This is a genomic window from Peribacillus sp. YIM B13482 (assembly GCF_042787975.1).
Classification (GTDB): domain Bacteria; phylum Bacillota; class Bacilli; order Bacillales; family DSM-1321; genus Peribacillus; species Peribacillus simplex_A.
On record NZ_JBHZPF010000053.1, the window covers coordinates 20639 to 35038 of the forward strand.

Sequence of the window (14400 nt, forward strand, 5' to 3'; positions counted from 1 at the left end):
GTGGGAGACGTGGTCAAGAGGATTTTGGTCGTGGAAGATGAATCGATCGTTCTCCTTGATATAACGATTATGCTCAAGGATGCAGGCTTCGATGTGGTTGGACATGCACGTGACGGCGAGAAGGCGATTGAATTGGCACATGCACTGCAGCCGGATCTCGTTTTGATGGACATAAAAATGCCTAAAATGAATGGGCTTAAGGCTAGCGAGGTGATTTCCAATACCTTTCAGATACCGGTCCTGCTTTTAACTGCATTCAGCCAGCGTGAATATATCGACGAGGCGAAACGGGCAAATATCGTAGGATATCTTGTAAAGCCAATAACGGAGGCGGATTTGATTCCCGCAGTGGAGATAGCTTTACTGCAAGCAGCCAATGCAAAAAAGTATCAGGAACGAAATGCCCAATTGGATGAAACGCTCACAAATCGTAAAGTCATTGAAAAGGCAAAAGGAATTATCATGAAAATGAAGAATGTATCGGAAGAAACCGCTTACAAAAAACTGAGAAAGCTAAGCATGGATAAGCAGCTTTCCATGGAGACAGTGGCACGCCTAATCGTTACAAAGGATCAAAAACAAGTGAATAGATGAAGCAATGGCGCTTTGATGGACCAAATTGGTTGTAGGTAGGCAATTCTACTGAAATAACCAAAGTTTGGGCTATAAGAGGCGTCTTTTTTTATACCCTTTTTTAAAGTCGATAGGCCAAATCAAATCGTAATTCAGGGGGAATATGTATGGAGATGGTAGGTAAATTCGTTATTTATATCATTATGGTGTGTGCCGTTGTCGGTGCAATGGCATCGATTAAAGACAGTGAGCAAGGCTTGGGCAAACAGTTCATGGAAGGTTTGCATACGGTTGGCCATATATTTATCCCGGCAGCTGGAATCATGGCCTCGATCCCTTATTTATCATGGTTCATCGATACAGTATGCGGACCGATCTTCGCGGCGATCGGTGCAGATCCCGCACTCGCTGCAACAACGATTTTGGCAACGGATATGGGCGGCTATCAATTGGCGGCCGAGCTGCAGGAATCATATGAAGGCTGGATCATGGCGATGATTGTCGGATTCATGTCTGGAGCAACGATTGTATTCTCGATTCCAATGGGGCTTGCCATGCTAGAGAAGCGTGATCATAAATACATGGCACTTGGTGTCATGTCAGGGATCCTGACGATTCCCATTGGCGCCTTTATCTCAAGCGTGCTAGTGGTGGCAACGAATTCGAAAATTCGCGAAGTGATTTCCACGAATGCGAATTCTACACACGAATTCGCGTTGAGCTATTTGAAAATTGCCTTGAATCTTTCTCCACTTCTTATTTTTGTGGTGCTGCTTGCGTTAGGTCTTTATTTCCTGCCGGATTTGATGATCAAAGGGTTCATGTGGTTTGGGAAAATATTGGATGCCGCTATTAAACTTGTACTCGTGTTTTCAATCGTGGAGATTTTCACCGGACTGTTTTCCAATGTATTTGGTGCTTGGGGGTTCCATCCCATCATGGCCGATAAGGCGGATCAGTTCCGTGCCCTGGAAACGGCAGGGTATATCGGGATTATGCTGGCAGGTGCTTTTCCAATGATTTACTTGATTCAAAAATATGCGGGCAGGCCGCTTGAAGTGATGGGCGGGAAAATCGGATTGAGCAAAGCGGGGAGTGCAGGGATATTAGCCACGGTAGCCAATATATTGGCGATGTTCAAACTTGTTAAAGATATGCCTCCGAAGGATAAGGTCATAAACATTTCCTTCGCTGTGTGTGCAGCTTTCCTATTAGGCGATCATTTATCTTTCACAGCCAACTTTCAGCCATCCTTAATTTTACCCGTCATAGTAGGCAAGCTATCTGCCGGCGCTATTGGAATCGGTCTTGCTTACTGGCTGTCCGTTCCGAAAGCTTTGGAATTGGAGGAAAAAGATCGTGCAGCGGGAGTCATCGGCATAAATGAATATAAAACGAATAACCAGGAAGAAGATAGCGATGAAATCCAAGTGGTGTAAAACTGAGGTGTGAATTTAATGAATGAACAGACGGAACGAATCATCAGTGCAGGAATCGATATTGGCACTAGTACGACGAAACTTGTTATCAGCGAGCTTTCGCTTAGGAATGTTGCGGGTGGCGGACAGGTGCCAAAAATAGAAATTACCGATAAGAAAATTCTGTATCGAAGTCCCATTTTCAAGACCCCGCTTTTATCCGATACGGTTATTGATATACCTGCTGTTCAAAGTATGGTGGAAAGTGAATACCATCAAGCCGGGATCACGATGGAAAACATACAAACAGGGGCCGTCATCATCACAGGTGAAACGGCAACCAAACAAAATGCAGAAGAAATGGTATACCGGTTATCCAAAGCGGCAGGGGAATTCCTTGTAGCGGCAGCTGGTCCGGATTTGGAGGGAATCATTGCCGCAAAGGGATCTGGTGCCTATCAACATTCGATCGAGACAGGAAAGACTATAGCGAATATAGATATTGGCGGGGGAACGGCGAATATTGCCGTATACCGTTCTGGTATGCTTTGCGGAACTTGCACACTGCATATAGGAGGCCGTTTGGTGGAATGGGAGGGAGCGAAGGTGAAGGTTGCTCCCTCAATAGGAAAATGGCTGAAATCAAAAGGGCATTCACCTTTGAATGTTGATCGGGTAATCATCGCAAATGAAATGTCTAAGGTGCTTTCGAGGTTTTTGGCTGGTTCATTCACAAAAGAAGATGAACTTCTAATAGTGGGGAAGGAGCCATCTTGGACAGGACGAATAGATGTGTTGATGTTCTCGGGAGGTGTCAGTGATTGCATCTATCATGAAGAACGGGAAGACAAAAGCTTTCAGGATATCGGCAGGATGCTTGCAACCTCTATAAAGGAAAATGAAGTATTGGCTGCATGGGAGTGGGAACAGCCCGTTGAAACGGTTCGGGCGACTGTTCTAGGAGCAGGCACGCATACAACAGAAATCAGCGGTGCTACCATCGAGGTGAATGATTCTCATCTGCCAGTCCGTAATATCCCAGTCTACCGCATCGATTTTCAAGGCGTGCTGGATGATGGAACCGGGATAATGGCACAATCGGTTCAGGATGCGATAACGATATACGATCCACTAAAGGAAGGACTGAATTTTGCCTTTTATTTAACGAATTTACCTTATCTATCTTTTCGGGACATACAGCAGCTTGCAGCCGAATTTACCGAGGCTTTGATGCAAAAACCGAATCAGCAGCAACCTCTGATAATTGTGATGGACAGTGATTACGGGAAGGTGCTTGGTCAAACATTTCTAGCGAACCGACCAGATTTGCCGGTCATCTGCATTGATCAGACACAAGTGGAACATGGGGATTATTTAGATATAGGAAGGCTGCTGCGGACAGGGGTCGTTCCGGTTGTCGTAAAAACACTGACCTTCCACAACTAAGAAACGGAGGATTATACGATGAAATTATCTACTCAATACTTTGGGGAAATCCATCAATTCAAATCGTTGAAAGAAGTCTTGGCCAAAGCGAATGAAGAGAAATCAGGAGATAGGCTTGCGGGAATTGCGGCGGATTCTGTCCAAGAACGGATTGCGGCGAAAGCTGTGCTTAGCGAATTGACTTTGGCGGACATTAGGAATTATCCCTTACTCTCCCCGGAAGAGGATGAAGTGTCACGGATCATAGATGGTCTCATCAATGGAGCCATCTATCAATCTGTGAAGAATTGGAGCGTTGCCGAGCTTCGTGAATATATTTTGAGTGACGAAACGACAGGTGACGATTTAAAGCGAATAAGCAGGGGGCTGAATAGTGAAATGATTGCTGCGGCAGCCAAGATCATGTCGAACCTTGACCTTATCCATGCTGCCAATAAAATCGAAGTGCTCACAAAGAATAATAGTACGATTGGATACAAGGGAACGCTTGCCTCGCGCCTTCAGCCTAACCACCCGACTGACAATGTGGATGGCATGCTCGCATCTTTGAAAGAAGGTCTCTCCTATGGAATCGGGGATGCCCTCATTGGAATCAACCCTGTTGATGATTCAGTCGAAAGCGTAAAGCGGCTGCTTCATGCGACACAGGACGTAATCCAGAAGTGGAACATCCCGACCCAAAATTGTGTACTTGCACATGTGACCACTCAAATGAAGGCAGTACAGCAGGGTGCACCTGCTGATATGATCTTTCAAAGCATAGCCGGAACGGAAGCGGCCAATCGTTCTTTTGGAATTGACGTTCAATTGCTCGAAGAAGCCAACGAGGTGGCAAAGGCTCATGGGACCGGCACAGGTCCGCAGCATCTTTATTTTGAAACGGGGCAAGGCTCGGAGTTATCGGCGGAAGCGCATTTCGGAATCGATCAGGTGACGCTTGAAGCCAGAAACTATGGATTTGCCCGCTATTTTGATCCGTACATTGTCAATACGGTCGTCGGATTCATCGGACCTGAATATCTATATAACAGCAAGCAGGTCATCCGCGCCGGGTTGGAAGATCATTTCATGGGAAAAATGCATGGTCTGCCGATGGGAGTGGATATTTGCTATACGAATCATATGAAGGCGGATCAGAATGATATCGAGGACCTGGGTGTACTTTTAACGGCGGCTGGTGTGAATTTCATCATCGCAACTCCGATGGGGGATGACTGCATGTTAAACTATCAGTCTTTGAGTTATCACGATATTGCGACATTGAGACAAACGATGGATAAGCGGCCAGCCCCATTATATGAAGCTTGGCTGGTGAAGATGGGGATTCTGGAAAACGGCAAGTTAACGAAGCGTGCCGGTGATCCAACTATATTTAACCATTAGGAGTGGATGATATGGGAATGAAAGATCCGAATAATAAAGAAGAATTGGATGCCTTGATAGCGAAAACCCCTGCCCGGATAGGGATAGGCAGATCGGGGACACGTCCTAAAACGGATTCCTGGCTGAAATTCCGTTTTGACCATGCGGCGGCCGTTGATGCTGTATATGGTGAAGTCAGTGAAACTCTATTGAAACGCATGGATTTATTCAAGGTGAAAACGAAGGCCGATGATAAGGAAGTCTATTTACGGCGTCCGGATTATGGCAGGAGGCTGTCGGACGAAGCAAAGCGAATGATCGAAGCAAAATGCATAATGGCCCCAACGGTTCAAATCATCATTTCCGATGGCTTAAGTGCCAAGGCGATCGAAGAGAATGTGGAGGACGTCTATTTATCTTTCAGACAATCTTTGGCAGCGGCAAAATTGGATGCAGGTACACCGTTCTATATTGAAAAGGGCCGGGTTGCCGTGATGGATGATATTGGAGAAATCCTTAGGCCTGAGGTCATTGTCCTGTTGATCGGCGAACGGCCCGGTCTTGTCAGTGCTGAATCATTAAGCGCTTATATTTGCTATAAACCTTGTTTGGGCATAATTGAAGCAGAGAGGATGGTCATTTCCAACATCCATAAAGGCGGGATCCCGCCAGTTGAAGCGGGTGCACATCTTGGCACGGTCATTCAAAAGATCCTTAAATACCAAGCGAGCGGCATGACACTCGTGAAGAAAGAACATGAAAAAGAAAAGAGTGAAAAATTCGGTTGAACCCCTAGTGTCTAAAAAAGGAAGTTCGGATGGTCTCTTTCCTGATGATTATTAAGACTAGGTCGTTGATTTCCTCTCCAGGCACTCGCTTTATATGTTTTTTTATTGTTTTATGAATCCGTTATTGGTGGAAGAAAATTGCGACACACCTGCCGAATAACTGGCTAGCTGAGACCCCACAGGCGCTTGCGCCGAGGAGGCTTGGCAGACAGTCGGCGGAAAGGGAGCGGATTTCTGAAATCAATCGGAACGTTTTTAAAATAAAAAACACCCCGTAAATGTTAGTTTGGTGTCTATCATTTACGGGGCAGTTCGAATTTGTCTAAAGTCTGGGAGGAGCGAATCGTTCCTCTATTTACTTGTCCCTAAATTCCACAATCCAAACGGGTTGTAGAAGGGATGGTCTTCTTCATATCTAAAGTCCTGAAGGCCCGTCAATATAAAGTCGGGGGCATCTTGTTGTATGCTAAAGGTTTCGCCAGTTGTAAAGAGAGGCCGTTCACCTAGATGGTAATAATTAAATGTGTTAAGTAAAGATGCCGCCTCTTTCGGACTCATTGTGTTAAGTGTCACGGCATCTGGAAGCCCAAAGGCTTTCATTCCGAATGAACAATAATAATCTTCCTCTCCAATGATCGTGGCAAAATGGGCATATACCGAGAGAATATCGGGGCTTTGATGAAGCTTTTGCCAATCTTCCTTTGAATGGGCAATGCCAGCTGTTTCTATTTTCACTGCCATTCCGCCTGCCCTAAGGATTGCTGCCCCAGCATCGATCAAGTCCGTAACATTTCCGGTATCGGCTATTATATAAACGGTAAAGGTATGTTCATTGATTTCCGCTAATAATCTCTCTGAAAAGGCATCTTTACTGGCGTAAGAAAAGGTCTCTTTTAAAGTGGGTTCATAATCCTGGATTTCTGCCTGAAAAGTTATGTTCTTATCCTTGGTATGAAAAATATTCCCTGCTAACAGGTACCCTTCGCTTTGGGAAGCGACCGTTTGAATCAATTCTGCCCGGTCCTTCCACTTTCCGGGTATCCCGATGATGATTTGGTTTTCCGTCATGAATCATCTCTCCTTTCCGATCAATTCATACTATACCACTCTTGATGTCACCATAGCATTTTATAATATATAGCGCCAACCCGCTGAGTTAATGCGAGTGAGGGATGTACAGGACTTTTTCAAACTTATACAATTGATGTATAATATAATCTAGTAAACGTATAGCCTATCTTCAAAGGAATTCCCGTAATTGGTTTTCTCGTAGGGCAGTATCTTAATAATCTAATCGGTATATTCAATGATGAAAGAGAGTGGAATATAATGGGTCGTAAGTGGAATAACATTAAAGAAAAAAAAGCGTCAAAAGATGCAAATACAAGTCGGATTTATGCTAAGTTCGGACGGGAAATATATGTAGTGGCGAAACAAGGTGAACCAGATCCGGAATCCAACCAGGCGTTAAGGGTCGTACTTGAGCGTGCGAAAACGTACAATGTTCCCAGAGCGATCATTGACCGTGCGATTGAAAAGGCTAAAGGCGGTTCGGAAGAAAGCTATGACGAACTTCGTTATGAAGGATTCGGTCCAAATGGATCAATGGTCATCGTGGATGCATTGACAAACAATGTGAACCGGACGGCATCTGATGTACGTGCCGCATTCGGGAAAAATGGCGGGAATATGGGTGTCAGCGGTTCTGTTGCTTATATGTTCGATGCAACGGCTGTCATCGGGATTGAAGGTAAAACGGCTGATGATGTGCTTGAACTGTTAATGGAAGCGGATGTTGATGTACGTGACATCATTGAAGAAGAAGAAGCGGTCATCGTTTATGCTGAACCTGAACAATTCCATGCTGTGCAACAAGCATTCAAGGATGCGGGAATCACCGATTTTACAGTGGCAGAGCTGACGATGCTTGCACAAAATGACCTAACCCTTCCAGAAGATGCACAGGTACAATTCGAAAAGATGATTGATGCATTGGAAGATTTGGAAGATGTGCAACAAGTTTATCATAATGTAGATCTTGGTGAATGAAAAAACGGGCGGGACCTTTGCTATATGATCAAAGGCCTGCTTATTTTATCTGATGCAAAAGAGCCTGTTTTGAATGATGAAACAGGCTCTTTCCTTTTGATTATTCATTTATGACGATTCCGGAAAGTTCACGGTCTTTCTTTACCCTTTCCATTTCCGAAATAGTGACCAGCTGATACCCTTTGTCATGCAGTTGTTTGATGATTTTTCCTGCAGCTTCGGCGCTAGTTTGATAGATATCATGCATTAATATGACTCCGCCGTCTTTGGCTTTACTCATCACTTTGCTCACGATTTTCTTTTCATTGCGGTCTTTCCAATCTTCGGGATCGACATCCCAGAGTGTGACTTCCATATCCTCCATGTATTCACGCACATTACCGTTAATCGCTCCATATGGGGGACGGACGAGACTTGGCTCAGAACCTGTAGCTTTTTCTACAGCGTCTTGGGTCTGTTCGATTTGACTCTTGATTTTGTTCTTGCTTAAGCGAGTCAGCTGCGGATGATCCCATGAATGGTTGCCGATCTCATTTCCTTGTTCAAGCATTTTTTGCAGAACTTCCGGATAGTGCTGTACACGGCTTCCAAGCACAAAGAAGGTCGCGTGTGCATCATACTTGTTCAGGTCTTCAAGAATGGACATGGTATGAATTGGATGTGGCCCGTCATCGAACGTCAAGGCAATGACCTTTTTTGATGGGTCGATCCATTCATTTTGCACGGGCAGTTTAGCGACGATATGTTTCGGCTGCCATTCCTTTACACGATCCTCATTCAATTCTTTACTTTTATATGAATCTAGCAAGCTATCGTTAAAAAGTTCCTTCTTGATGGCTATTGTATGTGTCTTAGTTGAATCATCAGTCTTAACGTAGAATACAAGCGTATTTTTCAAGACTGAAAAAGAATCGAAGTTGGCCGCCTTCAGTTTGTTTTCCTTCTTAATAAGACTCTGTGAAATGCCTTCTTCTTCCTTCTCGGTTAACTCTTCAAAAACAATATCGGATAAAACGGATAAATAATCAGAATCCGTGGCAAAGATGTCTTCTATAGAGAGCTTTTGCTGAGATGGAATATCATAAGTGAAGATCCGGGATTCGGACTGCTTCTTTCCTTCCACTTGTTCATATTTATCGAAGGAAATGGTAATGGTCTGCTGGCTGAAATGAAGGATCGTGTATGTGAGGTTAAGCTCGGATGCTTTTCCGTCGGATGCTTTCCATCTTTTTTCATAATCTTTAATTTCTTTCTTTATGTAAGCTTCTAGTTGCTTGTCGATATTTTCTATATGCAAAACGGGTCTGCTTGCCGAATAACCGCCTTTCGTATTATCTTTCAAATACGTTTGAATATCAGCTTCCGGGTAATTTTTATCGTTTGTATAGGCGGAAACGGTTCTCTTCTTATCAAAAGCAAGGCTTTTGATGGCTAACCCCACCGTTCCCACTGCAGCTATTAGACAAAATAGAAAAATAAAGACTTTTTTATAATTTAGTTTCCTCATGTTGCACTCCACCTCGATAATCATTCTACTATATAGACGCGCCAAAAGCCTTAAAAGTTTGTAAAAATTTTCATTTTTTTATTTATAAATATTTCCTTGTTCATTTTCAAACTTTTATGGCTGCACGAACGTCTATCCTTTGTACCTAGGATACGTAATTTAAATGTAAGGAGCTCTATCATGCAATGAAAAATCTAGATATGAATCAATTAATAACGGCCCGGATAACCGAACGGCAAGACAATTTGTACAGACTTGCTTTTTACTATGTCAAAAATCAAGAGGATGCGCTTGATATCGTGCAGGAATCGATTAGAAAAGCACTTGCCTCCAGCAACAAAATAAAAGACGCTGCTTCTATAGATAGCTGGTTATATAAGATCATAGTCCGAACGTCACTTGATGTTTTGCGAAAGAAAAAGAAGCTGACAGTCGCCGATGACGAAACAATAGAATACTTACGCAGCGGAGAGGAAGATCACTACCCCGACCTGGATTTACAAAAGGCCCTGGAAGGACTTTCGGTCAAGTATAAAACAGTAGTCGTTCTTCGTTTCTTTGAGGACCTGAAGTTGGAAGAGATAGCGGCGGTTCTGGAAGAGAATGTAAGCACGATTAAAACGAGATTATATAAAGCGCTGCAACTATTGCGGATTAACATGACTGAACGGGAGGAAACGAAAAGATGGAAAAAAAATTAAAAGATCTGCGGGAAGAGTATCTTAAAACACCGATCCCTAAAGAATTGAATGATGTCGTTCAAGCAGCTTTGAATGAAAAGCCCAGGAAGAAGCCAAGGGTTGGAAGGAATATCCTGGTGTCTGCGGCTGCAGCGCTTCTGATAGTGACAGCTTCCGTAAACATCAGTCCGGCAGCGGCAAAGGCCATGAGTGATATTCCGATAGTCGATAAGGTCATTAAAGTGATTACCTTCGTCGAGTGGAAAGAGGATGTGAATAATTCCTCGGCCGTGATCAAAACACCTGCAATTTCCGGACTGGAGAATAAACAGCTTGAAAATAGCCTGAATGATAAATACTTATCGGAAAGCAAGCAGCTCTACAAGGAATTCACCGACTCCATGTCAAAACTGAAGGAAGGGGAAAAGGGCAATATCTCGGTGGAAAGCGGATATGAGATATTGACAGATAATGAAACGATATTATCCGTACAGCGCTATACGGACACGATTTCTGCTTCCAGTTCTACAGAAAGTCAATTCGATACAGTCGACAAGAAAAACGAAGTGCTTTTAACGTTAAATAGCCTATTTAAAGATGATCGTTATCTTCAGGTGATCAGTAAGAACATCAAGGAACAGATGAAGCGGCAGATGGCTGAAGATCCGGAAAAGATATATTGGGTCGAAGATGATGATCTTACTGCATTTAAAGGCATTGATGAAAACCAAAACTTTTATATAAACAAAGATGGCAAGCTAGTCATCGCCTTTAACAGCTATGAAGCTGCGCCCGGGTATATGGGGGCCGTCGAGTTCATCATCCCGACAAAGGTGCTGTCAGACCTTCTTGTTGGCGATCAATATATCCATTAAATGACCTTATTTGTAATGTCCGTTAATTATACTTATGAAGGGCGAGGGGTTTATAAAACGGGAACTCCCAAAAACCATTAAAAAGACGAACCAATGTTACTTGACTACAGTAACCTTGGCTCGTCTTTTTTTTCATCAAATTTCATCTGATCCAGTTCCAGCCTCATTTTTTCCGTTTCAATAAGGAAGTTCGCGTGTTTAAGTTTTTCGAGTTCCAATTCGTCTTTAATCATATTATGTTTGTTTTTTGCCTGTTTTTCGAAATGGCTTGTTAGGATTCCAATAATGGGAATGGAAAATATCATTACAACGGTTACTAACCCTATCATATTTGTGCCTCCTCATTTTTTTGTTATTTCTATTATACGGTGTATATAACGGTTTTGGCTGGTTTTTTCAAGGTTCGCAATTTCCCTCTCGTAACCAAACTGTTATCAAACGTAATACATGGGTAAAGTTAGGGCAATATATCATTTATGGAAGCTTCCTTTTAGACTAAATTGATTGGACGTTTTTTTTAGGAGGATTTTAGTGTGATTTGCTTTGTTTAATAGCTATTATTATTTATTTTGAAATTAATTATTTAAATATACTAAATATTTGTTTACAACAGAGAAAATAAAAGTTATTATACAATAATAAAAGGAGGGCTAGGTATGGCAACGATAAATAAACAGAAAATTGTGGATAGTGTACCCCAAAAAGGTTTTTTTGGAAACCCAAAAGGACTATTCACCCTTTTCTTTACTGAGTTCTGGGAGCGTTTCTCCTATTATGGCATGAAGGCCATTCTTGTTTACTATATGTATTACGAAGTTTCTAAAGGGGGACTAGGTCTTGATGAACACACAGCCCTTGCCCTAGTATCCATCTACGGATCTTTAGTATATATGTCCGGTATAATTGGCGGATGGCTTGCCGATAGGATTTTCGGGACTTCAAAAGCCGTATTTTACGGTGGTATTTTAATCATGCTCGGGCATATTGTCCTTGCTGTACCAGGCAGTCTCTCCATGTTCTTTGTTTCCATGGTACTCATTGTTCTGGGTACTGGTCTATTAAAACCGAATGTTTCCAGCATTGTAGGGGAAATATACGCAGAAAATGACGATCGCCGGGATTCCGGTTTCAGTATATTCTATATGGGTATCAACATGGGTGCATTCCTTTCACCGTTTCTTGTCGGTACAGTCGGAATGAACTACAGCTTCCACCTTGGTTTTGGGCTGGCGGCAATTGGTATGTTAATTGGGCTCATCGTCTTTGTTGCAACAAAGAAAAAGAACCTGGGCCTAGCTGGAACTCTTCCTGCTAACCCATTATCACAAAATGAAAAGAAAACCGTATTCACTAAATTGGGAATAGCTGCATTGATTTTAGCTGCCATCATCGGCATCACTGCCACTAAAGGTATCTTAACGATTAAAACCTTTATTAATCTTGTAGGTATTCTAGGGATCCTTATTCCGACCCTTTATTTCATTTTCATGTATCGCAGCCCTAAAACAACTTCTGTTGAACGTTCACGATTGATGGCCTATATTCCTTTGTTCATAGCAGCTGTCATGTTCTGGGCAATTCAAGAGCAAGGTGCGACTATATTAGCAAGTTATGCAGACAAACGGACACAGTTGAATTTTGCTGGAATGCAAATAAACCCGGCATGGTTCCAATCATTGAACCCTTTGTTCATCATTACCCTTGCACCAGTATTCGCATGGTTATGGATTAAACTAGGAAAGCGCCAGCCGACCATACCGCAAAAATTCTCAATAGGTCTACTGTTCGCCGGTTTATCATTCCTGGTGATCCTGCTTCCTGTTTATTTCGGTGGATCAGACTCTTTAGTCAATCCGCTATGGCTTGTACTTAGCTATTTCCTTGTAGTGCTTGGAGAACTTTGTTTATCCCCTGTTGGACTTTCAGCAACTACAAAATTGGCTCCAGCTGCATTCTCGGCACAAACGATGAGCCTGTGGTTCCTGGCAAGTGCAGCAGCACAAGCACTAAACGCACAAATCGTCAGATTCTACACTCCTCAAACCGAAATGGCTTATTTTGGAGTGATCGGCGTTGCTTCAATAATCCTTGGACTGGCCCTGATGGCCTTATCACCAAAGATTCAAGGTTACATGAAAGGCATTCGCTAACACTTAGCCAGCAGTAAGGAAAAAAGGAATGGACTATATAATGAAGATGACCTCGAATTAAACGGGGTCATTTTTTTTATTACAATGATTTTGGCATCTTGCTTTTTCGCATTGTAATAGTATCGACCGTGCCAGATTGATTACATACCATTTTTACCAAAAAATTGATATGATGTTTTAGCAGCCTCATAGTTTATGCTTAAAAAACCAATGAAGCTTCATTCCAAAGTAAATAGGAGTAGCGAAATGAATAAATTTTATAGAGCTTTAACCCATGTAAACAAAATAGTTTATGAACCTAATCATCTGTCTATAAAATCAATTCAAGAAGAATATCAAAATTCCGAATACGGAGCTGGAACATTTCACTTAAATGCAAAATCGGTTCGATTTAGAGTCGCAAAAATAACACCCAATAAAGTGGGACAGTTTGTTGCGTTTTGGGAAAAAGACGAAAATGATAAAAATCAACCCTTTGCATATGAAAATTCTCCTGATTTATTGGTCATCAATACCTCAATGAGTAATGACCATTTTGGGCAATTTATCTTCCCGAAAGAAATTCTCGCAAAACAAAATGTCCTTAAAACGCAAAATGTAAAAGGGAAAATGGCAATAAGGATTTATCCTATTTGGGATAATCCAACTAGTAAACAGGCAATAAAGACTCAAAAGTGGCAACTACCTTTTTTTGTTGATTTGAGTCATGCGAATAAGTTACCCATACAAAAAATTTTAGACCTATATTCTATGTAAATTTTCCATGTAGGAACCACTTAGCTATCAATGGTTCATGAAGAGGCTGATAGGGGCGAGTTTTATATTTAAATATCTCACTAAACTTTTTAAATAGACAGGAGGTAAGAATGATACGTTTACTTAGAATATGCATATCCCTGCAAATGACTTTCGTTCTGCTTTTCATCACGGGGATTCTCCCAAAGTTGAATTCATATGTTGGAGCCTGCATTTATTTGATCATTGGGTTTGCAAGTCTGATGATCAGCTTATATTTAGCAGGTAAAAAATTTCTCTTGGGCATTTCGGTTATTGCCATCATCTTTTCCGTGCTTATCATTTGTTTCACCATTTTCATTTATTTCTTGCCTGAAGCCGGGATGCCGCCGGAAATCCCTTTGTTTGAATAGGTGAGTTCATCCAAAATTCAAGCGAAAAAAGGGCATCTCATTGAGGAGGCTGCTGAAAAACTCACGTTTTTCTAACTAGTACGGTAAATCAAATTAAAAAAAGACGATTCTCATTCGATACTTGAATGGAAATCGTCTTTTTTTGCTTCTGTTTGTCACTTTTTTAGGCCATTAATTTCAATATTCTTTTCAAGTTAACGATGAAAATAGCCATTGCTCCTTGTAATTCCATGCCAAGTAGACCCGAGGATTTTGCAACATCATACCCGTGCCTGTGTTTCAATTCACTGTTTTTCGCTTCAATTTTATAACGTTCTTTTGATTTTCCTTTAAAATATTCACTCTCCTGGAATGTAGCCTGTTCTATATGTTCATTGGATTTAATACTGACAGAATAGGTCTTG

General features: G+C 42.1%; 13 protein-coding genes and 2 pseudogenes. 11 read left to right on the plus strand and 4 right to left on the minus strand.

Features of this window, described 5'->3' with window-relative positions; translation table 11 throughout:
* Positions 1 to 9 precede the first annotated feature (9 nt).
* The 5 genes and pseudogenes from ACFX4L_RS20535 to eutC all read left to right on the plus strand — a co-directional run.
* Complete coding sequence (locus tag ACFX4L_RS20535; RefSeq protein ID WP_377386397.1) at positions 10 to 594, plus strand: ANTAR domain-containing response regulator; 585 nt, start codon at positions 10 to 12, stop codon at positions 592 to 594.
* A gap of 146 nt (positions 595 to 740) precedes the next feature.
* Entirely contained in the window at positions 741 to 2012 is a 1272-nt protein-coding gene (eutH, locus tag ACFX4L_RS20540; RefSeq protein ID WP_089362697.1) for an ethanolamine utilization protein EutH, read from the plus strand.
* A gap of 18 nt (positions 2013 to 2030) precedes the next feature.
* Positions 2031 to 3437: an ethanolamine ammonia-lyase reactivating factor EutA gene (locus ACFX4L_RS20545; RefSeq protein WP_377406039.1), complete on the plus strand. Its 1407-nt coding sequence runs from the start codon at positions 2031 to 2033 to the stop codon at positions 3435 to 3437.
* An 18-nt stretch (positions 3438 to 3455) separates the two neighbouring features.
* Positions 3456 to 4820 carry an ethanolamine ammonia-lyase subunit EutB gene (locus tag ACFX4L_RS20550; protein ID WP_377386403.1) on the plus strand — a complete coding sequence of 455 codons (1365 nt, stop codon included), beginning with the start codon at positions 3456 to 3458 and terminating at the stop codon, positions 4818 to 4820.
* A gap of 14 nt (positions 4821 to 4834) precedes the next feature.
* Positions 4835 to 5587 (plus strand): annotated as a pseudogene (gene eutC / locus ACFX4L_RS20555) (ethanolamine ammonia-lyase subunit EutC); the annotation flags it as partial.
* A gap of 351 nt (positions 5588 to 5938) precedes the next feature.
* On the opposite strand, the gene ACFX4L_RS20560 reads toward eutC, so the two are convergent.
* Positions 5939 to 6655 (minus strand): DUF4261 domain-containing protein, encoded by a 717-nt coding sequence (locus tag ACFX4L_RS20560; RefSeq protein WP_377406041.1) that lies wholly within the window; start codon positions 6653 to 6655, stop codon positions 5939 to 5941.
* A gap of 261 nt (positions 6656 to 6916) precedes the next feature.
* On the opposite strand from ACFX4L_RS20560, the gene ACFX4L_RS20565 reads away from it, so the two are divergent.
* On the plus strand, positions 6917 to 7636 hold the full coding sequence (locus ACFX4L_RS20565; protein ID WP_089362702.1) for a YebC/PmpR family DNA-binding transcriptional regulator: 720 nt from the start codon (positions 6917 to 6919) through the stop codon (positions 7634 to 7636).
* Between the two features lie 100 nt (positions 7637 to 7736).
* On the opposite strand, the gene ACFX4L_RS20570 is transcribed toward ACFX4L_RS20565, so the two are convergent.
* Positions 7737 to 9143, minus strand: coding sequence for a polysaccharide deacetylase family protein (locus ACFX4L_RS20570; RefSeq protein ID WP_284469462.1), 1407 nt, complete (start codon positions 9141 to 9143; stop codon positions 7737 to 7739).
* Between the two features lie 185 nt (positions 9144 to 9328).
* Between ACFX4L_RS20570 and ACFX4L_RS20575 the strand changes: the two genes are divergently transcribed.
* Positions 9329 to 9844, plus strand: a complete 516-nt coding sequence (locus ACFX4L_RS20575) for an RNA polymerase sigma factor SigV (protein WP_377386409.1) — start codon at positions 9329 to 9331, stop codon at positions 9842 to 9844.
* Positions 9829 to 10698: an anti-sigma-V factor RsiV gene (rsiV, locus tag ACFX4L_RS20580; RefSeq protein ID WP_377386412.1), complete on the plus strand. Its 870-nt coding sequence runs from the start codon at positions 9829 to 9831 to the stop codon at positions 10696 to 10698. The genes ACFX4L_RS20575 and rsiV overlap by 16 nt, the downstream gene beginning before the upstream one ends.
* A 104-nt stretch (positions 10699 to 10802) precedes the next feature.
* Here the strand turns inward: rsiV and ACFX4L_RS20585 are convergent, their stop codons facing one another.
* Positions 10803 to 11027, minus strand: a complete 225-nt coding sequence (locus tag ACFX4L_RS20585) for a hypothetical protein (RefSeq protein WP_377386415.1) — start codon at positions 11025 to 11027, stop codon at positions 10803 to 10805.
* A gap of 327 nt (positions 11028 to 11354) precedes the next feature.
* On the opposite strand from ACFX4L_RS20585, the gene ACFX4L_RS20590 reads away from it, so the two are divergent.
* The 3 genes from ACFX4L_RS20590 to ACFX4L_RS20600 all read left to right on the plus strand — a co-directional run bounded on the left by ACFX4L_RS20590 (position 11355) and on the right by ACFX4L_RS20600 (position 13996).
* A complete protein-coding gene (locus ACFX4L_RS20590; protein ID WP_089362707.1) occupies positions 11355 to 12848 on the plus strand; it encodes a peptide MFS transporter in 1494 nt (497 codons plus the stop codon).
* 246 nt (positions 12849 to 13094) lie between these two features.
* Positions 13095 to 13604: a MepB family protein gene (locus tag ACFX4L_RS20595; RefSeq protein ID WP_284469466.1), complete on the plus strand. Its 510-nt coding sequence runs from the start codon at positions 13095 to 13097 to the stop codon at positions 13602 to 13604.
* A 110-nt stretch (positions 13605 to 13714) separates the two neighbouring features.
* Positions 13715 to 13996 (plus strand): alpha/beta hydrolase, encoded by a 282-nt coding sequence (locus tag ACFX4L_RS20600; RefSeq protein WP_377406043.1) that lies wholly within the window; start codon positions 13715 to 13717, stop codon positions 13994 to 13996.
* Positions 13997 to 14159: 163 nt separating this feature from the next.
* On the opposite strand, the pseudogene ACFX4L_RS20605 reads toward ACFX4L_RS20600, so the two are convergent.
* A pseudogene (locus ACFX4L_RS20605) lies at positions 14160 to 14400 on the minus strand (IS5/IS1182 family transposase); the annotation flags it as partial.